This is a genomic window from Kitasatospora sp. NPDC059817 (assembly GCF_042731835.1).
In the GTDB taxonomy this organism is placed as follows: Bacteria; Actinomycetota; Actinomycetes; order Streptomycetales; family Streptomycetaceae; genus Kitasatospora.
Window position 1 is genome coordinate 1 of the sequence record NZ_JBHWIR010000049.1, and the last position, 26436, is coordinate 26436.

General features: G+C 73.4%; 20 protein-coding genes and 1 riboswitch. Of the genes, 9 read left to right on the forward strand and 11 right to left on the reverse strand.

Annotated elements, in window-relative coordinates; all coding sequences use genetic code 11:
* Positions 1-61: 61 nt before the first annotated feature.
* Both ACFV61_RS13215 and ACFV61_RS13220 read right to left on the reverse strand, forming a co-directional pair.
* The gene (locus ACFV61_RS13215) at positions 62-1057 is read right to left on the reverse strand and encodes a ribonucleotide-diphosphate reductase subunit beta (protein WP_380491671.1); all 996 of its coding nucleotides are present in this window, start codon (positions 1055-1057) and stop codon (positions 62-64) included.
* A gap of 20 nt (positions 1058-1077) precedes the next feature.
* Positions 1078-3525 carry a ribonucleoside-diphosphate reductase subunit alpha gene (locus tag ACFV61_RS13220; protein WP_380491636.1) on the reverse strand — a complete coding sequence of 816 codons (2448 nt, stop codon included), beginning with the start codon at positions 3523-3525 and terminating at the stop codon, positions 1078-1080.
* A gap of 167 nt (positions 3526-3692) precedes the next feature.
* A riboswitch (cobalamin riboswitch) is annotated at positions 3693-3835 on the reverse strand.
* A 421-nt stretch (positions 3836-4256) separates the two neighbouring features.
* Here ACFV61_RS13220 and ACFV61_RS13225 point away from each other — a divergent pair.
* The 5 genes from ACFV61_RS13225 to ACFV61_RS13245 all read left to right on the forward strand — a co-directional run bounded on the left by ACFV61_RS13225 (position 4257) and on the right by ACFV61_RS13245 (position 10784).
* Positions 4257-5306, forward strand: a complete 1050-nt coding sequence (locus tag ACFV61_RS13225; RefSeq protein WP_380491638.1) for a hypothetical protein — start codon at positions 4257-4259, stop codon at positions 5304-5306.
* Positions 5307-5446: 140 nt separating this feature from the next.
* Positions 5447-6901: a glycoside hydrolase family 26 protein gene (locus ACFV61_RS13230; protein WP_159398436.1), complete on the forward strand. Its 1455-nt coding sequence runs from the start codon at positions 5447-5449 to the stop codon at positions 6899-6901.
* A gap of 182 nt (positions 6902-7083) precedes the next feature.
* Complete coding sequence (locus ACFV61_RS13235; RefSeq protein WP_380491640.1) at positions 7084-7986, forward strand: hypothetical protein; 903 nt, start codon at positions 7084-7086, stop codon at positions 7984-7986.
* Between the two features lie 134 nt (positions 7987-8120).
* Complete coding sequence (locus tag ACFV61_RS13240; protein ID WP_063347871.1) at positions 8121-9572, forward strand: glycosyltransferase family 2 protein; 1452 nt, start codon at positions 8121-8123, stop codon at positions 9570-9572.
* Positions 9573-9587: 15 nt separating this feature from the next.
* The gene (locus tag ACFV61_RS13245) at positions 9588-10784 is read left to right on the forward strand and encodes a glycoside hydrolase family 113 (protein ID WP_380491642.1); all 1197 of its coding nucleotides are present in this window, start codon (positions 9588-9590) and stop codon (positions 10782-10784) included.
* A 7-nt stretch (positions 10785-10791) separates the two neighbouring features.
* Here ACFV61_RS13245 and ACFV61_RS13250 read toward each other — a convergent pair whose 3' ends face one another.
* Positions 10792-12960 carry an acyltransferase family protein gene (locus ACFV61_RS13250; protein ID WP_380491644.1) on the reverse strand — a complete coding sequence of 723 codons (2169 nt, stop codon included), beginning with the start codon at positions 12958-12960 and terminating at the stop codon, positions 10792-10794.
* Between the two features lie 135 nt (positions 12961-13095).
* Positions 13096-13590, reverse strand: a complete 495-nt coding sequence (locus ACFV61_RS13255) for a GNAT family N-acetyltransferase (RefSeq protein ID WP_380342789.1) — start codon at positions 13588-13590, stop codon at positions 13096-13098.
* A 407-nt stretch (positions 13591-13997) separates the two neighbouring features.
* On the opposite strand from ACFV61_RS13255, the gene ACFV61_RS13260 reads away from it, so the two are divergent.
* The gene (locus ACFV61_RS13260) at positions 13998-14957 is read left to right on the forward strand and encodes a helix-turn-helix domain-containing protein (RefSeq protein WP_380379452.1); all 960 of its coding nucleotides are present in this window, start codon (positions 13998-14000) and stop codon (positions 14955-14957) included.
* A gap of 25 nt (positions 14958-14982) precedes the next feature.
* On the opposite strand, the gene ACFV61_RS13265 is transcribed toward ACFV61_RS13260, so the two are convergent.
* The 7 genes from ACFV61_RS13265 to ACFV61_RS13295 form a co-directional block, all read right to left on the reverse strand.
* Positions 14983-15771, reverse strand: a complete 789-nt coding sequence (locus ACFV61_RS13265) for a histidine phosphatase family protein (RefSeq protein WP_380342784.1) — start codon at positions 15769-15771, stop codon at positions 14983-14985.
* Between the two features lie 155 nt (positions 15772-15926).
* Positions 15927-17540: a monocarboxylate uptake permease MctP gene (gene mctP / locus ACFV61_RS13270; RefSeq protein WP_063347866.1), complete on the reverse strand. Its 1614-nt coding sequence runs from the start codon at positions 17538-17540 to the stop codon at positions 15927-15929.
* Entirely contained in the window at positions 17537-17803 is a 267-nt protein-coding gene (locus ACFV61_RS13275; RefSeq protein ID WP_350879663.1) for a DUF3311 domain-containing protein, read from the reverse strand. Before ACFV61_RS13275 ends, mctP begins: the two co-directional genes overlap by 4 nt.
* A gap of 295 nt (positions 17804-18098) precedes the next feature.
* On the reverse strand, positions 18099-18500 hold the full coding sequence (locus ACFV61_RS13280; protein WP_063350735.1) for a hypothetical protein: 402 nt from the start codon (positions 18498-18500) through the stop codon (positions 18099-18101).
* Positions 18501-18705: 205 nt separating this feature from the next.
* Entirely contained in the window at positions 18706-19605 is a 900-nt protein-coding gene (locus ACFV61_RS13285) for a ketopantoate reductase family protein (protein ID WP_380491646.1), read from the reverse strand.
* Between the two features lie 104 nt (positions 19606-19709).
* A complete protein-coding gene (locus tag ACFV61_RS13290; protein WP_380491648.1) occupies positions 19710-20249 on the reverse strand; it encodes a hypothetical protein in 540 nt (179 codons plus the stop codon).
* Between the two features lie 179 nt (positions 20250-20428).
* A complete protein-coding gene (locus tag ACFV61_RS13295) occupies positions 20429-22582 on the reverse strand; it encodes a serine/threonine-protein kinase (RefSeq protein WP_380491649.1) in 2154 nt (717 codons plus the stop codon).
* A gap of 277 nt (positions 22583-22859) precedes the next feature.
* On the opposite strand from ACFV61_RS13295, the gene ACFV61_RS13300 reads away from it, so the two are divergent.
* The 3 genes from ACFV61_RS13300 to ACFV61_RS13310 all read left to right on the forward strand — a co-directional run bounded on the left by ACFV61_RS13300 (position 22860) and on the right by ACFV61_RS13310 (position 26434).
* Positions 22860-23630, forward strand: a complete 771-nt coding sequence (locus ACFV61_RS13300) for an ABC transporter ATP-binding protein (protein WP_063351693.1) — start codon at positions 22860-22862, stop codon at positions 23628-23630.
* Positions 23627-25015 (forward strand): FtsX-like permease family protein, encoded by a 1389-nt coding sequence (locus ACFV61_RS13305; protein ID WP_380491651.1) that lies wholly within the window; start codon positions 23627-23629, stop codon positions 25013-25015. The genes ACFV61_RS13300 and ACFV61_RS13305 overlap by 4 nt, the downstream gene beginning before the upstream one ends.
* A gap of 96 nt (positions 25016-25111) precedes the next feature.
* Positions 25112-26434, forward strand: coding sequence for a sensor histidine kinase (locus tag ACFV61_RS13310; RefSeq protein WP_380491653.1), 1323 nt, complete (start codon positions 25112-25114; stop codon positions 26432-26434).
* Positions 26435-26436: the final 2 nt, after the last annotated feature.

Here is a 26436-nt window from a genome sequence, read left to right on the forward strand (position 1 = left end):
CTTGGGGTCTGGGGGGCTCGTTTTTGTTTATACCCCACCGCTTGGGGTGTGTCTGAGTTCTTTAGACGTCGTCGCCGACGGCGCGGGCCCCTCCCCCCGCGACCTGGTACGCGGAGACGCGGCGCTCGAAGAAGTTGGTCAGCTCCTGGACGTTCTGGAGCTCCATGAAGCCGAACGGGTTGGTGGACCCGTAGCGGATCGGCAGGCCCAGGCGGGCGAGGCGCTGGTCGGCCACAGCCTCCAGGTACTGGCGCATGGAGTCGGTGTTCATGCCGGCGAGGCCGTCGCCGCACAGGTCCTGGGCGAACTGGAGCTCGGCCTCGACGGCCTCTTCCAGCATCTCCGTGACCTGCTTGGCCATCTCGTCGTCGAAGAGGTCGGGCTCCTCCTCGCGGACCGTGTCGACGACCGACATCGCGAAGTCCATGTGCATGGACTCGTCGCGGAACACCCAGTTGGTGCCGGTGGCCAGGCCGTGCAGCAGGCCGCGCGAGCGGAACCAGTACACGTACGCGAACGCGCCGTAGAAGAACAGGCCCTCGACGCACGCCGCGAAGCAGATCAGGTTCAGGAGGAACGCGCGGCGGTCCTCCTTGGTCTGCAGCGAGTCGAGGTGGTCGACGGCGTTCATGTACTTGAAGCAGAACTGCGCCTTCTGGCGGATGGAGGGGATGTTCTCCACCGCGGCGAAGGCCGCGTTGCGGTCCTCGGGGTCGGGCAGGTAGGTGTCGAGCAGCGTCAGGTAGAACTGGACGTGCACGGCCTCCTCGAACAGCTGGCGCGACAGGTACAGCCGCGCCTCCGGGGAGTTGATGTGCTTGTAGAGGCTCAGCACCACGTTGTTGGAGACGATCGAGTCCCCGGTGGCGAAGAAGGCGACCAGGCGGCCGATGAGGTGGCGCTCGCCCTCGCTGAGCTTGGCCAGGTCGGCGACGTCGGAGTGCAGGTCCACCTCCTCGACGGTCCAGGTGTTCTTGATCGCGTCCCGGTACCGGTCGTAGAACGACGGGTAGCGCATCGGGCGCAGGGTCAGCTCGAAGCCGGGGTCGAGCAGCATCTTCTCGCGGTCGGGGGTGCTCACTGGCAGGCCTCGCAGGACTCGGGGTTCTCCAGGGAGCAGGCCAGCGCGGCCTCCTCCTCCGGGGTGAGGGTCGGGGTGTTCACCGGCACGGGCGCGGACGCGGACGCGGGCGCGGCGGCGCGGGCGGCACCGGAGGCGGCCTGGGCGATCCGGGTCGCCGGGCGCGAGCGCAGGTAGTAGGTGGTCTTGAGACCGACCTTCCACGCGTAGGCGTACATCGAGCTGAGCTTGCCGATGGTCGGCGCCGCCATGAACAGGTTCAGCGACTGGCTCTGGTCGAGGTACGGCATGCGGGCCGCGGCCAGGTCGATCAGCGCGCGCTGGGGCAGCTCCCAGGCGGTGCGGTAGAGCGAGCGGACCTCGGCGGGCAGCCAGCCCAGCTCCTGGACGGAGCCGTTGGCCTCGCGCAGGGCGTCGCGGGTCTGCTGGTCCCAGACGCCGAGCTCCTTGAGCTCGCGCACCAGGTACGGGTTGACCTGGAGGAACTCGCCGGACAGCGTCTCGCGCTTGAACAGGTTGGAGACCTGCGGCTCGATGCACTCGTAGACGCCGGCGATGGACGCGATGGTCGCGGTCGGCGCGATGGCCAGCAGCAGCGAGTTGCGCAGGCCGGTCTCGGCGATGCGGGCGCGCAGTGCGGTCCAGCGGTCGGCCCACTGCGGGGCGGCCGTCGGGAAGTGGTCGATGTGCAGTTCGCCGCGGGCGGCGCGGGTCTCGCCGTAGGCCTCGTGGCGGCCCAGCTGCTCGGCCAGGTCGGCGGAGCGCTCGTACGCGGTGAGCATGATGCGCTCGGCGATGAGGGTGGACAGCCGCGCGGCCTCGGCGGAGTCGAAGTCGATCCGCAGCTTGAAGAAGACGTCCTGGAGGCCCATCACGCCGAGGCCGACCGGGCGCCAGCGGGAGTTGGAGGTGCCGGCCTCGGTGGTCGGGTAGAAGTTGATGTCCACCACGCGGTCGAGGAACGTCACGGCGGTGCGGACGGTGGCGTCGAGGCGCTCCCAGTCCATGGCGCCGAGCAGGTCGTCGACGGAGGCCCCGGGGGCGACGTGGGCGCCGAGGTTGACCGAGCCGAGGTTGCAGACGGCGGTCTCGGAGTCGTCCGTGACCTCCAGGATCTCGGTGCACAGGTTCGAGGAGTGCACCGTGCGGCCGGGCAGCGCGGTCTGGTTGGCGGCGCGGTTGGAGGCGTCCTTGAAGGTCATCCAGCCGTTGCCGGTCTGCGCCAGGGTGCGCATCATCCGGGCGTACAGGGTCTGCGCGGGGATGGTGCGCACGGCCTTGCCGGCCAGCTCGGCCTTGCGGTAGGCCTCGTCGAAGTCGGAGCCCCACAGGTCGACGAGCTCGGGCACGTCGGCGGGGGAGAACAACGACCAGTCCTCGTTGGCGTTGACCCGGCGCATGAACTCGTCCGGGATCCAGTGCGCCAGGTTGAGGTTGTGGGTGCGCCGCGCCTCCTCGCCGGTGTTGTCGCGGAGCTCCAGGAACTCCTCGATGTCGGCGTGCCAGGTCTCCAGGTAGACGCAGGCCGCGCCCTTGCGGCGGCCGCCCTGGTTGACGGCGGCGACCGAGGAGTCGAGGGTGCGCAGGAACGGGACGATGCCGTTGGACTTGCCGTTGGTGCCGCGGATCAGGCTGCCGCGCGAGCGGATGCGCGAGTAGGACAGGCCGATGCCGCCGGCGTGCTTGGACAGCCGGGCGATCTGCGCGTAGCGGTTGTAGATCGAGTCCAGGTTGTCCAGCGGGGAGTCGAGCAGGTAGCAGCTCGACATCTGCGGGTGCCGGGTGCCGGAGTTGAACAGGGTCGGCGAGGAGGTCAGGTACTCCAGCCGGCTCATCAGGCCGTACAGCTCGGCGACCTCGCGCACGGACTGCTCGCTGTCGCCGACCGCCAGGCCGCAGGCGACGCGGAGCAGGAAGTGCTGCGGGGTCTCGATGACCTTGCGGGTGATCGGGTGGCGCAGCAGGTAGCGGGACTGCACGGTGCGCAGGCCGAAGTACTCGAAGCGGTCGTCGCCGTGCGCGTCGATCAAGGCGTCCAGGGCGGCGGCGTGCTTGGCGACGAAGGCGGCGGTGGTGTCACCGATCAGGCCCTCGTCGTGGCCGACGGCGATCGAGGCGGCGAAGGAGCGCGAGCCCTGGCTGTTCGCCTCGTCGACGATCTCCAGGGCGAGCAGCCGGGCGGCCAGCTTCGAGTACTGGGGGTCCTCGGCGATCATCGACGCGGCGGCGTCCACGGCCAGCCCGCGCAGCTCGGCGAAGTCCGAGCCGGCGTGGCGGCCGCGCAGCGCGGCGGCGGCGACATGGCCGGGGTCCACCTGGGGGAGATCGACGCTGCGGTCGGTGAGCAGCCGAAGGAGCGCGCCGCCGGGGTCGGAGACCGTCGGGTCGGTGGGGGCGGGGCCGGTGCCCGGGGCGGGCAGGGTGGCTGAGGCAGCGGTGGTCAAGGCGCTCTCTCCTGGCGGCGATCGGCGGCGGTGATCGGGGGGTACCGGGCCGTTCGGGGCAGGGGAGCACGGCACGTACGCAGAAAGCGTCGCGCGACAGTGGCGTCCCCGGCCCGCCCGCGAGGCCCGGAAGGTAGTTCTCGTGCTGGCGCGGCCTCTGCGGGAGGGCCCGTGCGCACACCGTCGGCAGGTACTCGGACTCGCGGTGCGGCTGCTGGAGCCGCCCGCTCACCGCTGCGGGGCAGTCCCGGATTCGCACCGGGTTCCCCTGCATCGACAGCAGGATTGAGCATACATCTTGTGGTGTCTCTCTGATGCGACCCCACATGTAGTATGGCGCGGTGTGTCGGCGCGATAACCGGGGGTGCTGGGAGGGGGCGGGTCGTGGCCTTGGGGCGCCTCGGATCCGGGCTCCCGGGGCCCTGGTTCCGGGCTCCGGCGTCCTGGTTTCGATACGGAACGGTCACCGGGCGGACCGGCTGGCGGGGGCATGCCCTACGATCTGGGCGCATGAGCGAGCGAAGCGCCGAGGGGCGCGTTTCGCGAAGCGATCATCGAGCGAAGCGAGGGGGCGCGTGAGCGACGGAACTGGCGCACCCGGGCAGGGTCAGCAGGGAACGCCTCCCACCGGGCCGGGGGACGCGCACGGTCAGCAGCCGCCGGTGGTGCCCGGTCCGGTGTTGCCGCCGAGCGGGGGCTTCGGGCCGCCGCCGGCCTCGTACGGACCTCCGGTGCCGCCCGCGCAGCCGGTGGCGCAGCCCGGTCCGCCGGGGCAGCCTCCGCTGCCGCAGCCGGGCCAACCGGGGCAGCAGCTGCCGCCGCAGTGGCAGCCGAACCCCCAGCCGAACCCCCAGCCGAACCCCCAGCCGCATCCCCAAGCGCACCCGCAGGCGCACCCGCAGGCGCACCCGCAGCCGTACCCGCAGCCCCAGGCGCCGCAGCGCGCCGAGCCGAACTGGCAGGCGCTGGCGGACCGCAACGCGGCGGACGACAAGCGCCGCCGCCGGTTGCGGGCCCTCGGCGTGGCGGTCGCGGTCGTCCTGGTCGGCGGCCTGGTCGCGGGCGGGACGGTGCTGCTGACGAAGGGCGACGGCGACAAGCCGACCGCCGGGCCGACCGCCTCGGCCTCCAACCGGCCGTCCTCCGCCGCGCCGAGTGCCGCACCGAGTGCCGCCCAGAGTGCCGCGCCAAGTGCCGCCGGCACCCCGGGCGGCGCGCCGGACGACCCGTCGAAGCCGATCTGGGAGGCCGCCACCGACCCGGCACCACAGGACGCGGGGGCGCTGTTCTCCGCACTCCAGGTGACGGTCAACGGCGCCACCTGGAACCGGACCTTCGTCTCGCTGGACTCGCCCTGCTGGGACGGGAACTCGACGACCGGCGGGCTCGGCAAGGTCCTCGGTGACCAGGGCTGCCAGAAGGTGCTCCGGGCGACCTACGTCTCCGGCGACAGCGCGGTGACCGTCGGCGTCGCGGTCTTCGACCACAAGATCCAGGCCGAGACCTCGATGAAGAGTTACACCGGCCACCTCAAGGGCGCCGTCGCGCCGGGCGCGCCGCCCTTCTGCGCCACGCCGGGCTGCACCAACACGCACAACACCCTGGGCCGGTACGCCTACTTCACGGTCGAGGGCTCGGCGAAGGGCGGCGACACCGCTGACGCCGCCGCCACCGCGGCGGCCGCCGGCTTCGGCGAGCACGTGAAGGGCCAGCTGCTCCAGCGCGCCAAGGCCGCGTCCGCGGCCGCGCCGGGTGCGCCGGGAGCCGCCGCGGCCGGCTGATCCGCCGTGACACCCCGGCCCCGGCGGGTTCGCTCGCCGGGGCCGGGGGAGTGTGGCAGGCTCTCGGGGCAGTCATTCGCACGAGTGTTCCGGTTGTGTCCGCCTGGGCCGGTGCCGGCGAGCAACCGGAGGAGCGGTCCGTGGCCCTGCCCAGAGCCCTGCGCGGCAAGCCCGCCGTCCTGGCCGCGGCCGGGGTCGTGGTGGCCGCGGGCGCCGTGGCGCTGTTGCAGCGCGACGGCCGGGCCGACGGCGAACAGCCCGCCCGCGTCCCGGTGGCGGTCGGTTTCTCCGGCCGTACCCTGCCGCCGGAGGTCGGCCGGGACCTGCTCGCCCGGGACCCGCAGGCCTCGCCGAACGCCCGGGCCGTCCAGCAGCTGCTCGCCGACCTGGAGGGGCAGGCCCGCACCGGGCAGAGCGGCGGGACGGTGATCGGCCAGCACGTCGAGGCGCACAACGAGCGCAACAACCCCGAGTACGGCGACTACCGCGGCACCAAGCAGGTCGGCTACTACTACAAGAAGGCCGCCGACCTCACCGGCAAGCTGCCCGGCTTCGTCGAGACCGACCTCGGCCCCGGCTACGGCCAGACCGGTTGGGGTGTCGGCGACCCGCGCTCCTACTCGGCCGGCCGGTGGCCCACCTGCCGGGCCGGCTGGCAGTACACCGACGACGCCGTCGACCTGCTCTCCGCCGTCTGGTCCGGCCACCCGCGCGCCGACGACGGCAGCTACGGCACGGCCGGTGTCCAGCACAACTGCGACGGCACCACCACCGAACTGCCCGACAACGGCGGGGGGCCGGCCGGGATCGTCGGCATGTCCTTCCACCAGCCCTACCCCGGTTCGGACGTCAAGTCCTTCGAGCAGGTGCTCTGTTCGAACTCCCCGGCCGCGAAGGACAAGGGCTGGTTCGGCCGCGTCGTCGACAGCGCGCACGACACCCCCGAGTACCGCGCGCTGATGACCGACCTGTCCTACCTGGCCGACCACCTGGAGTACCTGGCCGCCCACGACGTGCCGGTGCTGCTGCGCCCGTACCACGAGATGAACGTGCAGGACTGCGCCCGCAGGTTCTGGTGGTCGGGCCAGAAGCCGGCCGACTACCAGGCGCTGTGGCGGATCACCTACCGCTACCTGGTGGAGACCAGGGGCCTGCACAACCTGCTGTTCGTCTGGACGCCGGTGTCCTGGGACGGAGCCCCCGGCGCGGACCCGTGGGACTACTACCCGGGCTCCCAGTACGTCGACGTGGTCGGGGTGGACGACTACAGCGGCAGCCCCGCGCACCCGATCGGCACCGGCGAGGTGTGGACCAAGCGGTACTACGACGGGCTCGCGGCCTACGGCAAGCCGCGGATCCTGGCCGAGTCCTTCGCCGTCCCGGTCAACTCCCGCCAGCCGGACACGCTGCGGCGCACGCCCTGGACGATCTGGACGGTCTGGGGGCAGTCGCTCACCTCGGACAACCTGACGCCGGACCAGCCGCGCAACTCCGGCGCGGACGTCAACGCCACCTACCACAGCCCGCTGGCGCTCACCGGCGGCGCCGGCCCGTTCGGCGCGAACGTCGACTGGGGCGGCCTGCACGTCCGTTGAGCCGCCCCGCGCGTTCGTCGAGCCGCCCCGTGCGTCCGCCGAGCCGGTCGCCGCGAGGTGTGCTACACCACTGAATTCCGTTGAACGGCCGGAATACCGTGTCCGTTGTGCCGTGTGGCATCCTGTGGCGGCGAAGCCGAGGGGCTGACGCCGGGACGGGCCCGGCGGGGCGGGGGTGCGGGATGGGACAGGCGCGTGCGATGCGCGCGGCCGGCGGCATCGCCGTCGGCTGGGGCGTGGTGCTGCTCGGCTGGGCGGCGTACAACTGCTTCGGCCAGGTCGGGTTCGCGACCTACGTCAAAGGCATCTTCTACTACGGCGGCACCTCGGTGGACGCCGAGACCGGCAGCCTCAACTACGGCCTGATCTACCTGGTTTCGGGAATCCTGCTGCTCCGCGGGCGCACCTGGGCGCTCGGGGTGGCGGCCGGCGTCGCACTGGTCGAGGGGTACAACCGGGTGCGCAGCCTGACCGGCGCACTCCTGGACAAGCCGCAGCGGGAGTGGTTCACCAGCACCACCGAGGGCGGCCTCAAGCTCGCGACCTTCGCGCTCGGCGTGGTCGTCACCGCGGCGCTGATCCTGCTGCTGGCCCGGCTGAAGTGGCGGGAGCGGGGGGCGCCGGAAGCCGCCGCGGCGTCAGGCGGACAGCTGCACTGGTCGCTGCTGCAGACGATCCCGGCCGAGCCGGCCCCGGGCCCGCAGCCGTTCCAGCAGCAGCCGTTCCAGCACCAGCCCGCCTGGCCGCAGCAACAGCCGCCGCAGCCGCAGCCGCAGCCGCAGGCCGCCTGGCCACCGCAGCCGCCGTTCCAGCAGCAGCCGCAGCCCGCGTGGCCGCAGCAGCCCCCGGCGCCGCAGTCGCAGCCCGCCGCCTGGCCGCAGCCGGCGCCGGCCCAGCCGTCGCAGCCGGTGCCGTACGCGCAGCAGCCCACCCAGCCGGCCCCGCACCCGTCGACGCTCGCCCAGCAGCCGTGGCCCGCCGCGCCGCCGGTGACGCCCGGTCCGGTCGCCCCCGGCCCGGTCGCGCCCCCCGCCGACCGCCCGCCGACGGACCGCCCGCCGACGGACCGCCCGCCGCAGGCCTGAACCTCCGCCGCAGCCCCGAACCTCCGCAGCCCCGAACCTCCGCGGGACTGGACCGCCGCAACCCCGGACCGCCCACGAACGACCCGGCTCCCGCAGGGGATCGGCCCGACAGCAGACGAGGAGCGACTTTCGCCATGCCATCGACAGCCCCCGCACGGACGGTGCTCACCACGTCCCGCGAGGCCGCCCGGCTCGCCGAGCGACAGATGTCGTGGAAGCCCCGGGTCCTCCCGTTCTACTTCTCCTTCACGGTCATCTTCGCCTTCTCGGTCTGGGCCTACGTGCCCAACCCCACCCCGCTCGGCTGGACGATCACCATCCTGTGGGGGATGCCGGTGTTCGGCGTCCTGATCGGCTTCCAGGGTGTGCTGATGGTTCGCCGCCGGTTGCGCCAGGTGAGCCGGATGACGCCGGCCGTGCCGGTCGAGGACGACTTCCTGATCGTGCTGGTGCCGACCATCGGCCGCCACGACACCTATCCGGCGCTGGAGCGCTCGGTGCTCTCGTACGTCGAGCACCTGCCGGCCTACTTCCCGTGGATGCGGGTGGACGTCCTCACCGAGGAGGGCTGCGCGGCCGCCGAGAAGATCGACGGGCTGGCCGCCCGCAATCCGCTGATCCGGGTGGTGACCGTGCCGAAGGCCTACGAGACGGCCAACGGCACCAAGTTCAAGGCCCGTGCCAACCACTACTCGCACGAGCTGCGGATCGAGGAGGGCGAGGCCGAGGACGACGTCTGGGTGCTGCACATGGACGACGACACCGGCGTCGGCCCGGACACCGCCGCCGCCGTCGCGCAGTTCGTCAACCGGCAGCGCCGGGCCGGGGACGACGCCAAGCACATGGCGCAGGGCATCCTGACGTACCCGCGGGAGAACGCCGTCTCCACCTTCACCTGGCTCGCCGACGCGATCCGCCCGGCCGACGACATCGCCCGCTTCCGCGCGATGACCGGCACCGGCACCCCGATCGCCGGCGTGCACGGCGAACTGCTCCTGATGCGCTCCTCGGTGGAGGCCACCATCGGCTGGGACTTCGGCCCGAAGACCATCGTCGAGGACGCCCAGATGGCGCTGAACTTCTGCCAGCGCTACCCGGGCCGCAGCGACTGGTTCAACGGGCGCTGCTACGGCGCCTCGCCGGCCGGGGTCAAGGACTTCCTCAAGCAGCGCGAGCGCTGGGCTTGGGGCCTGGTCGCGCTCTGCTTCAACAGGACGATCCCGTTGCGGTACCGGCTGTTCATCGGGATGGGCATGGTCAGCTGGGTGCTCGGCCCGCTCCAGCACGTCGGCCTGGTGCTGCTGGTCGCCTGGTTCACCGGCACCTGGAACACCTCCCCGGTCACCCAGTCCGTGGTGCTGGTCTGGTCGATCAACTTCGCTTACGTCATCTGGACGTACTGGGAGGGCCTGCGCCTGAACGTCGTCGCCTCGGCGAACCACCGGCGCAAGTGGTGGGAGCCGATCGTCGTGGTGGCGGCCATCCCGCTGTTCTCGTTCCTGGAGGGCTGGGGCGGCCTGCGCGGGCTGATCAAGTTCCTCAAGGGCGAGGAGAACAAGTTCGTCGTCATCGCCAAGCCGGCCTGATCGGAGGTCACCGCTGTGAAGCGCCCCGTCATCTTCATCCTGCCGACCGTGGTGGTCGCCATCACCGTCGGCGTCCCGGTGGTCTGGGGGGACCACCCGCTCAAGTTCGTCCAGCAGCGCCCGACCGCCGTGCACTGGGCCGGCTCCGCGACCGAGCAGGGCCGGGTCTGGGGCTTCGGCAAGGACGCGCCGCCGGCCGAGGACACCGGCCCCAAGGTGGCCCGCCCGTGGGCCGAGGGCAGCCCCGAGTGGGGCGTGCAGGTGTACTGGCTGGACGATCCGGCGGACCCGGACAACTTCGTCCAGGGCAAGGCCGACCGCATCGTCAAGTACGTGGTCGGGCTGAACGCCAACTCCCTGTCGGTGACCTTCCCGTACTACACGACGGGCACCAGGTCGAACGCCGTCGCCGCCCGGCCGACCACCCCCACCCCGGAGCGGCTGGCCCTGCTGCTGGACGCCGCCCACCGGGCGGGCCTGCGCACCACCATCCGTCCGATCATGGACGAGGACGTCTTCGACTACCTCAACACCCTCAAGTGGCGCGGCAACATCGCGCCGACCGACCGGGACGCCTGGTTCGCCAGCTACGCCGCCTTCCTGACGCCCTACCTGAAGACCGCCCAGGAGCACTCCGCGGCCGAGGTCACCATCGGCACCGAGTTCAACTCGCTGGAGGGCGACCCGCGGTGGCCCGGTCTCATCGACCAGGCGCGGAAGACCTTCCACGGCGAGCTGGTGTACGACGCGAACTTCGACAACTGGTCCAAGGGCCCGATAGCGGTCCCGGCGGACGGCACGGGCGTGGACGCCTACCCGCCGGCCAAGTCGTCCGGTGACGACGCCCCGGTCGCCGACCTGAAGGCCAGCTGGAACGCCTGGCTCGACAAGCGCGGCAGCGGGCCGCAGCCGACCACCAAGCTCACCGAGGTGGGTATCCCGGCGCAGAAGGGTGCCTACAAGACGCCCGGCGAGTACTACAAGAAGACCGAGCTGAACGAGGCCGTCCAGGCGACCTGGTTCACCGCGGTCTGCCAGGTGGCGCAGGAGCGCAAGCTGCGCGGGCTGTACTTCTGGTCGCTGTACTTCGGCATCGACCCCAACCTGCCGACCAACAAGGACACCCCGCGGATGGACTACGCCGGGCGCCCGGCCTCCGAGCAGGCGATCCGCGACTGCTTCGCGCAGACCTACGAACTGCCGCCGTCCTAGGCTCCGGCTAGGGCGTGGCCCGGCCGGGCTGGGGCGAACTCGGCCGGCCCGTGGGCTTGGTGGTCGTCGGCGCAGGGGTCGGCGCGGCCGTCGGGGTCGGGGTCGAGGTCGGCGTCGGGGCGGCCGGGGGCGGCCCCGACGGCGGTCCGGTCAGTCCGTCCGCGATCTGCTGCTCCAGCCACGGCGTCACGAACCGCATGCCGGCCGGAGTGAGGTGCACCCCGTCGTTGGCGGGGGTGACCCAGTGGCCGTCGCGGTCCTTCCACGCGCAGGTCTCGTACGGGCAGAAGAAGGTGTTGAGGTCGACCAGCCGGACGGCGCCGGCGGTGGCCTTCACGTAGGCGGCGACCTGCTGGTCGTAGCAGGTGCCCCAGCCCTTGTTGATGGCGCCGTTCTCGACCCGTTCGTTCATCAGCAGCACCCGGGCGCCGGGCGCGCGGCGACGGACCTGGTCCACGGCCTGGGTGAGCTGGGCGGTGTAGCGGCTCCTGTAGTCCTCCTCGCAGGGGCTGAGCCAGCTGCCGTCGAGGTACTGCTCGGCGGCGTCCCAGCCGAGGTGGATCACGACGGCCTGCGGGGCGGCGCCGGCGAGCTGCCGGTCCCACGCGGCGGCCCGGTCGCGGCACTCCCGGCTGGTGTCGAACTCCTCGCCGGAGGTGGTGCGGACCTTGTCCGGGTCGAACACGCCGCAGCCGCTGATCCCGCCGTCGACCACCCGGTAGCGGTCGCCGTGCCGGTAGAGGCCGGTGGCGAGGTCCTGGGCGAAGGAGTCGCCGAGGACGAGGACCGCGGGCTTGCCGCTCGGCCCGGACCGCATGTCGTACTGGACCCAGGCGGGCAGGTACCAGGCGCCGGTGGTGGCCACCGCCGTGGCGACGGCCAGCAGCGGGACGGCCGGGAAGGCCCGCCAACGCAGCACCCGCAGCTTCTCGGTGCCGGTGTGCATCAGCCAGGCCAGCACCCAGGAGAGCGGTGCGCCGATGGCGAGCAGCAGTTGCGGCGAGATGTCGTCGACGTAGTGCTGGAGCAGCCAGTACACCGGCAGGTGGAGCAGGTAGAGGCTGTAGGAGATGGTGCCGGTGAGCCGCAGCGGGGGCAGCGACAGCAGCCGGACCAGCGCGCCCCGGTCGTGGCAGAGCGAGGCGGCCAGGACGGCGGCCAGCGCCGCGACCACGGCCAGCCCGCCCTGGTAGAGCAATGGTTCGTGGTAGCCGCTGACGGACAGGCTGGCCCAGACCAGGCCGCCGAGGGCCGCGGTCCCGAGCAGGGCGGGCGCCAGGACAGGACCTAGGGTGTCAGCCGCCGCGGAGCGGTCGAGCAGGCGCCGCCGGGAGCGGGTGGCGCCGTCGTCGTCGGGGGCCGCCGCGCGGACCTGGTGGCGCAGCCGCAGGTAGACCGCGAAGGCGGCGGTGGCGCCGGCCGCGAAGCCGACCGCGCGGGTCTCGGTGCCGAGGTAGAGGCGGTCGCTGTTGTCGCCGTTCCACATCAGCGGGGCGACGAGCGCGGCGACGACGAACAGCCCGGCGGTGACGACGCCGGTCGCGCGCAGCGAGCGGCGGCAGAGGCCGAAGACCGCGAGCAGCAGCAGCGGCCAGAGCGCGTAGAACTGCTCGGTGATGCTGAGCGACCACATGGCCGCGAGCGGGTCGATGGAGGCGAAGTGCTGCCAGTAGGCGTCGCCGCGGGCCAGTTGGGCCCAGTTGGCGACCTGGCCGAGCGCGGCGAGCGCCTGCGGGCGGAGGTCCTTGACGTCCCGCAGCGGGCTGACCAGTGCGGACAGCGCGACGACGAGGAGGACGGTGGCGAGCAGCCCGGGCAGCAGCCGCTTGGCCCGGCGGCGGTAGAAGACGCCGAGCCGGATGCCGTCGGTGCGGTCCAGTTCGCGGATCAGCACCAGGGTCACCAGGAAGCCGGAGAGGACGAAGAAGACGTCCACGCCGAACAGGCCGTTCTGGAACCAGTTGGTGTGGTAGAGCAGGACGGAGGCGATGGCGAGGCCGCGCAGCCCGTCGACCGCCGGGAAGCGGACGGAGGGCGGCAGCGGCCCGCGCGGCCGGGGCGTCGGTGCGGGGATCGCGTAGCGGCTGGTGGCCGGGGGCTCGATGCCCCGGGACGTGCGCATGTCCTGGAGCGTGGGGCCGCTCGCGGGCGTGCCGAGGCCGGGCCCGTCGTCCATGTGGTGCGTCCCCCCGGGATCGGTCGGCTGCCGCGACGTGGCATCAGACGTGATCTGTGGTTTATATCAAAAGACGTCCGTTGATCGTCTGTCGGTCACCGGGGAGAGGTAGGGCCGACGACGTCCCGGCCTGGCTCAGAACGCCAGGCTGTAGACCATCAGGTCCATGCCCGGGTACGGGGACCAGTCGCGCTCGGGGGTGCGGCGGAAGCCGGTCCGCTCGTAGACGCGGTGGGCGGCGGTCATCTGCGGGCGGGTGGAGAACGCCATGCCGTCCAGGCCGAGTGCGCGGCTGCGGGCGATGGTGGCGCGGACCAGGGCCTCGCCGACGCCCCGGCCGCGGGCGGCCGCGGCGGTGGCGAGCATCCGGATCTCGCCCTCGCGGGGGCCGGCGATGTCGGCCCACTCGGTGCCACCGACGGCGTAGGTCACGCAGCCGAGGACCCGTCCTTCGGCCTGGTCGACCGCGACCAGGAGCTCGGCCTCCCGGGCCCGGCGGGCGGCGTCGCGCAGGAGCTCGACGTAGCTGCTCTCGGGCGAGGTGTGGCCGTCGCCGACGAAGGCCTCGACGGTGATGCGGCCGGCGTCGTCGAGGTCCTCCGGAAGGGCCTGGCGGATGAGGATGTCCATCCCGTCAGTGTGCCGGAGCCGTCCGGGGTGATGATCTCCGGGGTGGCCCGGACCGGGAGGGTGGCCGGGTCGGCGGAGGGGCGCAGCGAGGCGGCGGGCATGGTGCCGTACAGCCGGTCCAGGCGTTCCGGGCCGGCCGGGTAGCCGCCCGGGCGGTGCCAGTTGTCGCGGCCGGTGGCGGCGCCGCGGGCGACCTCCCGGCCGATCAGGGTGCCGAGCAGGCCGAAACCTCCGACGGCCCCGACCAGGGCGATTGCGCTTGCGAGAGTGCCGGTGTCCATGGCTCCACTCTGGTCGGGCGGGGCGACGGCCACGAGTGGCAGGAATGACTGATCTCATCGAAAAACTGCCACCCGGGCCTGCCCCGGCCTTCCGTCGCCGGTGCTGGCCGGGGCATCCTGGGCGGCATGCTGAAGAACGTGGTCGCGGTGGTGCTGGAGGAGATCCACCCCTTCGAGCTCGGTGTCGCCTGCGAGGTCTTCGGCCTCGACCGCACGGCCGACGGCCTGCCCGGGTACGACTTCGCGATCGCCGGCGCCCGCCCCGGACCGCACACGACGCACTCCGGGTTCGCGGTGGACGTCCCGCACGGCCCCGAGCGGCTGGCCGGGGCCGACCTGGTGGTGGTCACCGCGACGACGATCCGCCCGGAGTACCCGGAGCCGCTGCTGGCGGGGCTGCGCTCGGTGGTGGCGGACGGCGGCAGGGTGCTGTCCATCTGCAGCGGCGCCTTCGTGCTCGGCGCCGCCGGGCTGCTGGACGACCGCCGCTCCACCACCCACTGGCGGCACAGCGAGGACCTGGCCCGGCGCTTCCCGCGGACCGCCGTCGAGCCGGACGTGCTGTACGTGGACGACGACCCGGTGATCACCTCGGCCGGGACGGCTGCCGGCATCGACGCCTGCCTGCACCTGGTGCGCAAGGCGCAGGGCGCCGAGGTGGCCCGGGGGATCGCCCGCCGGATGGTGGTGGCGCCGCACCGGGAGGGCGGGCAGGCCCAGTTCGTGAGCCGCCCGCTGCCCGGCGGCGACGGCGACTCGCTGGCGCCGCTGCTCGACTGGATGCGCCACCACCTGGACCGGGACTGCACCGTCGAGCAGTTGGCCGCCAGGGTCCACATGTCCCCGCGCACCTTCGCCCGCCGCTTCCAGCAGGAGACCGGCACCACGCCGCACCGCTGGCTGACCGGGCAGCGGGTGCTGCTCGCCCAGCGGCTGCTGGAGTCCACCGCCGAACCGGTGGACGCGATCGCCGCCCGCTGCGGCTTCGGCAACGCGGCCGCGCTGCGGCACCACTTCGGGCGCCGGCTGGGGACCACGCCGCTGGCCTACCGGCGCTGCTTCGCCGGCCCGGACGACGAGGCGTGACCGGACGAGGAGGTGCGACGGCTCGTCAGTTCTCCAGGGCGAGGTGGTCGACGCTGTTCCAGCGGTCCGGGTGCAGCCGCCCGTCCTGGGCGCGCCACAGGCTGGTGGAACAGTTGCGCACGGGCGCGAGCGCGGTGAGCCGTTCCTCGGTGAGCCGCTCCAGCACGTAGCGCAGCATCAGCACCGTGCAGTCGTGCGCGACCAGCAGGACGGGCCGCCCGGCCTCCTCCTCGCAGAGGTCCCGCAGCAGGCTGCGCACCCGCAGCGCGACGTCGGCCCAGGACTCGCCGCCGGGCGGCCGGTAGTACAGCTCGCCCATCTTGCGCCGCCGGGCGGACTCCTCCGGGTGTTTGGCCTCGATCGCGGCCCGGGTCAGCATCTCCAGGACGCCCAGCTCGCGGTCGCGCAGCCGCTCGTCGTGGCGCACGGCGAGGGTGACCGGGACGGCGCCGAGCCCGGCGGCCTGGGCGAGCGCGATCCGGGCGGTCTCGGTGGTGCGCACGTACGGCGAGCACCAGACGCTGCGCGGGCGGTCGGCGCTGGGCAGGGCGGCCCACCAGCGGCCGAGCGCCTGGGCCTGCTGCTGGCCGTGCAGCGACAGCGGGATGTCGGCGTCCCGGCAGCTGATCGGGACGCTGAGCGCGCCGGCGGCCTCGGCCAGCTGGAACTCGACGTTGGCGGTGGACTCGCCGTGCCGGGTGGCGATCAGCACGGACGGCAGCCGGGTGGCCGACGCCGGGCGGTGGGTGGTGAGGTGGTGCGGGCTCTGGGTGGACTGGTGCTGGCCGTTGAGGGTGGTGCCGAGTTCTGCCATGGCCGCGTGCTCCCCGTGGGTCGATCAGTTGCCGGCCGGTCGCCGGTCCGGTCTGGTGGTGCCCTGCGAAGGCGGCTGTTCATACATATGATCGCGCCGCCTTCTCCAGTGTTCACGGAGAGGGCGGCGCGATCACAGGGCGCGTGCGGCGCGAATCAGTGCGCCGCTACGGGCTCCGGCGCGTTCTTCGGCTCCTCGTCGCCGGCCTCGGCGCTGTAGTCGGCGGGCCTGGTCTCGTCCGGGCCGTCGGGCGCCTTGACGGCGCGCAGCACCAGGGTGAGCGCCACCGCGACGATCAGGTTGAGCGCGAAGGCGGTCAGGCCGATGTAGCCGATCTCGCCGATACCGGGGATAGCGGCCGCGTTGCCGCCGAAGTGCTTGGTGGCGGGGCTCGCGATGCCGTAGGCCTTCCAGGTGCCGTAGGCCATGCCGGCCGCCCAGCCGGCGAACAGCGCCCAGTGGTGGAACCAGCGGGTGAACAGGCCGCCGACGATCGCCACGAAGGTCTGCAGGATCCACAGGCCGCCGAGCAGCTGGAGGTTGATCGCGGCCTGCTTGTCCATGCCGAGTACGAAGACCAGCGCGCCGACCTTCACCAGCAGCGAGACCAGCTTGGCGATCCGGGTCTCGTCCGCCGGGGTGGCGGCGGGCTTCAGCCACTCCTTGTAGACGTTGCGGGTGAACAGGTTGGCCGCCGCGATCGACATGATGGCGGCCGGCACCAGCGCGCCGATCCCGATCGCCGCGAAGGCCACGCCGGTGAACCAGTCCGGGAACATGTCGGCGAACAGCTGCGGCACGGACAGCTGGGCGTTGAACTTCTTGTCGCCCTTGCCGACGCCCGCCGCGATGGCCATGAAGCCGAGCAGCGCCAGCAGGCCCAGCATCAGCGAGTACGCGGGCATGATCGCCATGTTGCGGCGCACCGTGCCGCGGGACTTGGAGGCCAGCACGCCGGTCACCGAGTGCGGGTACATGAACAGCGCCATCGCCGAGCCCAGCGCCAGCGTCGCGTACGTCCACTGCTTGTCGCCCGGGAGGGTCAGCGAGCCGGGGGACTTGGGGGCGCTGAACTTGTGCGCGGCCGCGTCGAAGATGTGCCCGTAGCCGCCGAGCCGGATCGGGATGTAGATCACCGCGACGATGATCACGATGTAGATCAGGGCGTCCTTGACGAAGGCGATCAGCGCCGGGGCGCGCAGCCCGGAGGAGTAGGTGTACGCGGCCAGCACGCCGAAGGCGAGGAACAGCGGCAGGTCCTTGACGAACCAGTTGGCGTTCTCGCCGCCGCCGACGCCCAGCACGTCCAGCACCGCCTGGATGCCGACGAGTTGGAGCGCGATGTACGGCATGGTGGCCAGGATCCCGGTCAGCGCGACGACCAGGGAGAGCGGCCGCGAGCCGTACCGGCCGCGGACGAAGTCGGCCGGGGTGACGTACCCGTGCACCCGGGAGACCGACCAGAGCCGGGGCAGGAAGAGGAAGACCAGCGGGTAGGCGACGATCGTGTACGGCACCGCGAAGAAGCCCGCCGCACCGGTCGCGTAGACCGCCGCCGGGACGGCGACGAAGGTGTACGCGGTGTAGAGGTCGCCGCCGAGCAGGAACCAGGTGACCCAGGTCCCGAAGCTGCGGCCGCCCAGGCCCCACTCGTCCAGGTGCGCCGCGTCGTCCGCGCGGCGCCAGCGGGAGGCGAGGAATCCCATCACGGTGACCAGGGCGAAGAACAGCACGAAGACGGTGAGGGCCGTGACGTTGACGTGGCTCATCGCGCGCCACCGGCCTTCCGCGCCGCCTTGCGGGCCTTCTCGTCCCGGTTGATCAGCAGGTACGCGGCCACGGTGAACACCGCGGACACCGGCACCCAGAGCAGCTGGTACCAGTAGAAGAACGGCACCCCGCCGACGCCCGGGTCGGTCTTGTCGTACGAGGACACCCACAGCATCGCGACGATCGGCACGAGCAGGGCGAGCCCGGCCAGCACCCGTTCGGGGGTCACCGCGGGCACCCGGTCCCCGGGTGGCTCGGGCATGACAGGTTCGACGGTATCGGGATCAGACGGCATCTTCGGCTCCGCTCCGGAGGGTTCTCCCCGTCGGCGCCGCAGCCCGCGGGGCACCGCACGCCCCCGCGAACCCGCCGAGCAGCACCATCGGTGATCGACAGTCAGTACGGCTGCGCAATCTAGGGCATGGAGTGATCCATGTCACCGGGGTCGGCGCAACTTCCCGGCATCCGGACGGCTACCGGTCGTATTCGACCGGTACTGCCCCTCCCGTGACGCGAACGGGGGGGGGGCGCGGGGCGCGGGCGGTGCGGTAGGTGGCTCAGGACCCGGCGCAGGCGCTGGTCACGTCGCCGGCGGCGTCGGTGATCGCCCCGATGTCGGGCATCTTGCCCTTGGAGACGTTGTCCTGGGCGCTGGAGACGGCCTTGTTCAGCTTGTCGGTGGCCTTGTCGAGCTTGTCCCCGCTGTTGTGGTCGCGGAGTTTCTTGATGTCGTCGCCGACCTTCTTCAGGGCGTCGGCGGTGTGCTTTCGGCGCTCCTGGTCGGTGAGTTGGCCGACGTTGATGGCCGATGAGGCGAGGTCCTGGATGTCGCCGGTGATGCTGACGGCCTGTTTGCCGCAGTCGAGTGCCTGGTCGACATCCTTGCATGCGCTGAGTAGTGGAGCGGTGGCGAGCAGCGCGAGTGCGGCGGCGGCCAGTCGGTACGGTTTCCTTGTCATGTCTGTATCCCTCCCGCCGGCAACAACGCCTGATCGCCCACTCGTGGTTCCGCCCGATCGGGTGAATCATGGGTGAACCTTTACTGTCGGCCAGGAACGGGAGTTGATGGAACATCAGATTCCGGGCTCGAATTCGCCGAATTCGCCGATGTCACCGACTTCACGTCAGAGGCCCTGCCTCATGACGTGAAGTCGGCTGCGGGTGCTACCGGTTGGCCGGTTCGGACAGGTCGCGCACCAGTCCGGCGAGGGTCGGGGTGTCGACCCCGTGCGCGGCGGCGGCCCGCAGGACGGCGCCGCCGATGGCGTCCAGTTCGATCGGACGGCCGGCCTCCACGTCGCGCTGCATCGAGGACTTCATCGACCCGGGCACCCGGTCGAAGGCGGTGAGCAGTGCCTGTGCGTCCGCGGGGGCGCCCGCCGCGCCGGAGACGGCCGCGATCTCGTCGAGGACGGTGAGCAGTTCGGACCGGTGCTCGGTGCGCACGACGCCGACCTCGCTGCGGTGGCGGGTGGTGAGCAGCGCGAACGGGGCGAGGAAGGAGAGCTTGCTCCAGAGCATCGCGGTCTCGTCCTCGCGCAGCGTGACATCGAGGCCGGCGCGCCGCAGCCGATCGGCCAAGTCCGCTACCGGTCCGGCCAGTTCGAGCACCGCGAAGGGGCTGGTGTGCTCGATCAGCCCGGGCGCGGTCCGAGTGGCCTCGACCCGGATCGTGCCGGCCGCGACCTGCCCGGCCGGGTAGCGCTCGCGCAGCGCCGCGACGTGGTCGATTGCGGTGAGCAGCGGTACCACGACGGCGGAGCCGAGGGCCTGCGGCGGCATCCGGTCGAGCGCGTCGGCCAGCGCCGTCGCCTTGACGGTCACGAACGCGGCGTCGACCGGCTCGCGCAGTTCGGTGGAGGCTTCGACCCGGGCGGTGAAATCGCCGAACTGCCCACTGCGGACGTGCAGTCCGTCCCGGTTGAGGACGGCGGCGGTCTCCTCGCCGGCCAGGCAGATCACCCGGTGCCCGGCGCGCGCGAGCAGGCCGCCGATCAGGCCGCCGACGCCGCCAGGTCCGAGGACGGCGATGGTCGAGGGAGTGGTCGCGGGGGTGGTGGTCATGTCGACTCCTGGTGAGGGGGTGAGGGGTGGTGGGTTTCCGAGGAACGGCCCGACGAACCGGCCCCGAGGAACCGGCCGGTGGGTGCCACGGCCCGGCGGCCCGGTCATGGCGCCGCCTCGTCCGGGGCGGCGGGGGCCGAGGAGGAGAGGGAGACGAGGCCGAAGGTGAACGGCGGTTCGTGGCGCGGCTTCCGCCCGCCGGCCGGGGTCCAGCGCACGGGGGTGTTTCGGCTGAGGCGCAGCGTGTCGTACCGGACGTTGCCGTGGACGGGGTCGGGGACGGGCAGGCCTTCGGCGCGCAGCGCCTCGACCACCTCGTGGGCCGGCCAGCCGAAGACGTCGATGCCGTGGAGGCCGACCGGGCAGGCGGCCGTACCCTCCACCGGCTCCACCGGGCAGCGCGACAGGAAGACGGCCCGGAGGTGCTCGCCCTGGCCCGAGCAGAGGGTGACGCCGACCCCGGGCAGGGTGAAGTGCAGCGCCCAGTTGGAGCCGCAGACGAAGGTGGGGTGTACACCGCCCGGGAGCGCCTCGCGGTGCGGGGCCAGCAGGCGGCGGACCGTCGCCTCGGTGAGGCCGAAGCGCAGTTCGGGCAGCGGCGCAGGCAGGCGGACGCCGTGGCCGGGCAGCAGGTCGATGGTCACCCGTTCATGATCCCTCGTCGGATGGGCGGCGCGGGGCCCGGGGCGGGTGAGGCTCGGCTCGCGGGCGTACCGCGGCGGTGGCCCGAGCCGCGTCCTGCCGTCGGGCGTCGCGGCCGGTGAGCGGCGGCACCGACTCGCCGGGCGGGAGGCCGGCGGGCCCACCGCCCACCGTTGCCGGGTCAGCGGGCCGTCAGGCCGTTCAGCGCGTCGGTGACCTGACGGGCGAGGGCGGGCGGCAGCGCGGCGTAGCCCGACTGCGTCGCGGCCGGCTGGCCGGCGGCGCTCACCGCGTGGGAGAGCAGGCCTGCCACTGCCCGGGTCGGGTGGTTGCCGAGGTTGTCCGGTGCGTCGGTGCCGCAGAACACCGCGTAGCCGACCTGGACGAGCGGGTACGCGCCGGAGCCGGGGTTCGCGTAGTCGACGTCGACTGTCAGGTCGGCGCCCGTGCCGGTGACCTTGGCGCCGACCAGGGCAGCGGTGGCGGCCTCGGTGGTGGCGGCCACCGGGCCGGAGCCGGCGGACAGTTTGGCGGTCCGCAACCCGTCGGCGTCCTTGAGCGGAAGGAAGGCGATCGTGCCGGACTTGCCGGCCACCGTCGGGTGGACGGCGCCGAGGTCGCCGACCGTCAGGCCGCCCATCGCCTGGGCGGGCCAGGAGTGGGCGACCGTCGGGTACGGCCAGGCGGCGGGCGCGGCCTTGGCGAGGTAGCGGGTGAAGCCGAGCGTGATCGGCGACACGCCCGACGGGTGGACCGCGGTGATGGCCGTGTCGGGCAGCACCCGGCCGGGGTTGAGCGTGGCGATCGCAGGGTCCCGCCAGCTGGTGATCTGGCTGTTGAAGATCCGGGCCACCGTCGGGGCGTCCAGTACCAGCGAGTCGAGCCCGGGGACGTTGTAGACGACGGCGATCGGCAGGGCGGCGAGCGGGAGTTGGGCGGGCCGGGCGGCCGTGCACCGCTTGCCGAGGTCGGCGGCCTCGTCGCCCAGGGGTGCGTCGTCGAGGGTGACGGCGTCGACCTGGCCGGCGACGAACTGCTGGCCGGCGGTGCCGCTCACGTCGGTGGCGGTCACGTTCGCGGTGGGGCACGCCTGGTGGTAGTCGGCCGTCCAACGGCTCATGACGGTCTCCAACGGGCCGTCTCCGCCCACGATAGCGCGGGCCGAGGGGCAGTCGGGCGGGCCGGACTGGCCTGAGTGGCCTGACTGGCCGGGAGTGGACGGCGCCGAGGCGGCCGGGGGCAGGGCACCGGCACCGCCGTTGTCCTTCTCCTTCTGCCGCAGCAGGACGGCCGTGCCGCCGGCCGCGGCCAACGCGACGGCGACCGCGACGACGAGCGCTGCCGTCCGGCGGCGTGGCCGGGGGACGGCGGGGCCGGTCGGTGCCGGTATGACGGGGGGCCCGGCGGGCGGGGGGAAGGCGGGCGCGAGGGGTGCCGAGCGGACGTCCGGCTCGGTCGGAACGGGCGGAACGGGCGGCACGGCGGGCCGCTCCCACACGGTCGCGGGCCGGGTGTCGGGCGCGGCCGGGGGAGGCTCCACGCCCGCGACGGACCACGTCAGCAACGTCTCCAGGGTGGGCCGTCGGGTCGGCTCCTTGGCGAGGCAGGCCGCGACCATCGGGAGCAGCTCCGCCGCCAGCCCGGCGAGGTCCGGCTCCTCGTAGACGACCCGGAAGCCCACCGCGTGCGAGGAGTCCGCGCCGAACGGACCGCGCCCGGTGCCCGCGAAGGCCAGTACCGAACCGAGCGCGAACACGTCGGTGGCCGGGCTGGTGTCGCCGTGCCGGAACTGCTCCGGCGCCATGAACGGCGGTGTGCCGACGGCGACTCCGGTGCTGGTGAGCTGGGTGCCGTCCAGGGCGCGGGCGATGCCGAAGTCGATCACGCGGGGGCCGTCCTCGGCGAGCAGGACGTTGCCGGGCTTGAGGTCCCGGTGCACCAGCCCGGCGCGATGGATGTCCCGCAGCGCCTCCGCGAGGCCCGTCGCCAGCCGCCGTACCTCCGGCGGGCTCAACGGGCCCTGCCGGGCGATCCGTTCGGCCAGCGAAGGGCCCGGGACGTACAGGGTGGCCAGCCAGGGCGACGGGGCGTCGGGGTCCGCGTCGACGACGGGCGCGGTGAACGCCCCGCTCACCCGGCGGGCGGCCTCGACCTCGTGCCGGAACCGGGCCCGGAACTCTTCGTCCCCGGCGAGCTCGGGGCGGATCACCTTGAGTGCCACCTGCCGCCCGGACAGCGACCGCGCGCGGTACACGACGCCCATGCCGCCCGCACCGATCCGGCCCTCCAGCCGGTACCCGCCGATCTCGCGCGGATCGTTCTCCAGCAAGGTCACGTGACCCCCGTCCTCAGACATCCGTCCCCCGGTCAAACGGGGGCCAGCCTAGTACCGCACCGGCGGGCGCCGTGACAGTGGCTCGGGTCGGTCGACCGCGACCTCGACCTCGATGGTACTGAGGTGGGAGGGGACCGGGACGGCCTCGACCCGACGTACGCGTCCTGGGTCCGGAGGTAGGACCACCTGCGGGGTTCGGTTTTCCGAACCCCGAATTGGGGGGCCAGCCCAATCGATTGTGCGGCCGTTCATGTCCAGGATGGAGGGCATGAACGGGATGACGACAGCCGCCGTGGCGGCGAGCGGTGAGGTGGCGGGCGCGGCCCTGACCGGGGACGGGCTGCACCGGGAGTACGGGCGGGGCGCGGCCGCCGTCCGGGCGCTGCGGGGGGTGTCCGTGGCCTTCGCGCCGGGGACGTTCACGGCGGTGATGGGGCCCTCGGGTTCCGGCAAGACGACGCTGCTGCACTGCCTCGCGGGGATGGACCGCCCCACCCGGGGCATCGTCCGCTGGGGTGGGACGGAGGTGTCCCGGCTGCCCGAGCGGCGGCTCGCGCAGCTGCGCCGCACCAGGGTGGGGTTCGTGTTCCAGGCGTTCAACCTGATGCCCGCGATGACCGTCGCGCAGAACGTCGAACTTCCCGGGCGGCTCGCGGGGGCGCGGCCGGACCGGGCGCAGGTGCGGGAGGCGCTCGCCAGGGTCGGCCTGTCCGGGCGGGAGCGGCACCGGCCCGGGCAGCTGTCCGGCGGCCAGCAGCAGCGGGTGGCGATCGCCCGGGCGCTGGTCGCGCGGCCGGCCGTGCTGTTCGCGGACGAGCCGACCGGCGCGCTCGACCGGGCGACCGGGCACGACGTCCTCGACCTGCTGCGTTCCGGTGTGGACCTGGACGGGCGGACGTGTGTGATGGTCACCCACGATCCGGTGGCCGCCGGCTACGCGGACCGGGTGCTGCTGCTGGCCGACGGGCTGCTGGTGGACGAGCTCGACCGGCCGACCGCCGCACAGGTCGGCGAGCGGCTGAGCCGGCTGGGCGGGGGAGCACGATGAGCCCCGTCCTCTCCCTGACGGTCGGCCAGATCCGGCGCCGACCGGCCTCCTTCGCCGGGCTGGCGGTGGCGCTGTTCCTGGCGGTGGCGACGGTGACGCTGTTCGGCTCGCTGGTCGCCGCCCAGGCCACGGCCCCCGTCGCGGTGGCCCTCCGGGCGGTGGCCGGGCCGGGCCTGCTGCTGATCGCGGGGGCGTTCGGTGAGATCGCCGTCCTGGTCGCGCTGTTCGTCGTGGTCAACGCGCTCGGCTTCACCCTCCGCCAGCAGCACCGCGACCTCGCCCTGCTGCGGACGGTCGCCGCGACACCCCGTCAGGTGCGTCGGCTGGTGCGGGCCCAGGTCGCGGCGACCATCCTGCTGATAGCCGTGCCCGGCGGCGCGGCGGGCACCCTCGCCGCCCGGGGCTTCCTCGCCGCGCTCCAACGGCGCGGGCTGGCCGCGCCCGGCCTGCGGATCCCCGGAACGCCGGTGCCGATGCTGGTCGCACTGGCGGTGGCGCTGCTGGTCGGCCTGGCCGCCACCGCCCTCGCCGCCCGACGGATCACCCGGCTCACCCCGGCCGCCGCGCTGACCGCCGACACCTCGGGCCAGCGGCGGACGGGCGTGCTGCGGGTGCTGGCCGGGCTGGCCGTCCTGGCGGGCGGGGTGCTGCTGCTGCGGCTCGCCGCCACCAGAGGGGCCGGTGAACTGGACAAGGCGGGGCAGGCGACGATGCTCGGCTCGCTGGTGCTGCTGATCGCCCTCGCGCTGCTCGGGCCACTCGCCGCACGGGCCGTGGCCGCCGTGCTCGGCGCGCCGGTACGGGTGCTGGCCCCCGGGGCGGGCTGGCTCGCCGACGCCAACCTGCGCGGCTACGCGGCCCGGCTCTCCTCGGCCGTGGTGCCGGTCGCGCTTCTGGTCGGGCTGTCGGGCACCATGTTGATCATGACGAGCACCGCCGAGCACGTGGTCCGGACGACCGGCGCCACGACCAGCGTCACCAAGGCGACGGACGTCTGGCTGCGCGAGGCGGAACTGGGGATGCTGGTCTGCTTCGCAGCCGTCTCCACCGTCAACACGCTGGTCGCCCTGACGGCCGACCGGTGGCGCGAGTTCGCGCTACTGCGCCTGGTCGGCGCGACGAGGCGGCAACTGCTGCGGATGCTGTCCGTCGAGGCGGCCCTCACCACGGCGGTCGGCGTGCTGCTGGGTGCGGCGGTGGCGGCCGTCGCCACGGGGGCGTTCGCCCGGGCGGTGACGGGGTCGGTGCTGCCGGTGGTACCCGGCGCTGCGTGCGGCTGGGTGGTGGCGGGCGCGGCGGCGCTGACGGTACCGGGGATCCTGGGCACCGGCCTGCGGGCGATCCGGGGGCGCGCGGTCGAGGCGGTCGGGGGTGAGCGGGGGTGAGCGGGCCCTTCGCCAGGTGCGGCGGGGTCGGGTCGAAGCCGCCTGGGTGTGTTGTCGAGGCGGTGAGTGCGGTGAGTGGGAGTGGTGAGGTGGACGGTGGCTGAGCGTCGGCGGTATCTGTCGGTGTGCGGTGGCGAATTGGCCTTCGCGCTGCTCGGGCTGCCCATCGGCGTGCTCGGCGGGGTCTACGCCGTGGCCGTGCTCTATGCCGGGGCGTTGCTCTCGCTCACCGTGCTCGGGCTGCCGTTCGTGGTAGCCGCCCTGGCCGGGGCGCGCGGGCTGGGCGGGCTGCACCGGCGACTGGTCGGGCGGCTGCTCGGCGAGCCGGTGCCGGCCCCGGGGGCGCGGCCCCGGCCGTCCGGGGCGATCGCCCGGGGTCGGGCGGTGCTGACCGACCCGGTGGCCTGGCGGGCACTGCTCTACCTGCTGCTGCGGCTGCCATTGGGGGTGCTCGGCTTCCTGGTCGCGGTCGGATTGCCGCTCAGCTGCGTCTGGTTGGTCGGCTTCCCGCTGTGGGTGCGCCTGCTGGAGTCCGGGCCGAGGCCGGTCGGCTGGCCGGACGTGGCCGGGGCCCCGGTCGGGCTCGCCGTACTGGCGGTGGTGCCGGCGGCGCTGCGGGCGGTGAGCGCGGCCAATCGGGGCCTCGCCCGGCTGCTGCTCGGCCCGGTGCGGTCGCAGGAGCGGGTGCGCGAGTTGGAGACCGCCCGGGCCACCCTGCTCGCCGAGAACACCGACCGGTTGCGCCGTCTCGAACGCGATCTGCACGACGGGACGCAGGCGCAACTGGTCGCGCTCGCCATCACGCTCTCGCTGGCCGACGACGCCCTCAGCGAGGTCACCGGCGAGGTCACCGGCGAGGCCGTTGGCGTCGCCCAGCCCGAGCCGACCGGGCCGACCGGCCCGCCCGGCACTCCGGAGGCCGAGCGCCTGCGCACCCTGGTCGACCGGGCTCGCCGGCAGACCGACGACACCATCGCGGAACTGCGCCGGCTCACCCGGGGCATCCACCCGGTGGCGCTGGACGGCGGCCTCGCCCAGGCGCTGCCCGGGCTCACCGCCACCGCGCCGGTGCCGGTCACGGTCCGGCTGGATCTGAGGGAGCGGCCGGACGCGGCGATCGAGCAGGCCGTCTACTTCTGCGCGGCAGAGTTGCTGACCAACGTCGCCAAGCACAGCGGCGCGGCGGCGGCGGAGCTCACGGCCAGCGCAGCCGACGGGCGGGTGCGGTTGACGGTGCGCGACGACGGCCGCGGGGGCGCCGCTCCGGGCGGGGGCTCCGGCAGAGGCTCCGGTTCGGGCTCCGGCTCGGGCCTGGCGGGCCTGGCCGAGCGGCTCGCGGCGGTGGACGGGGTGCTGCGGGTGGACAGCCCGCCGGGCGGGCCGACGACGGTCACCGCCGAACTGCCGAGCAGCCTGTGACG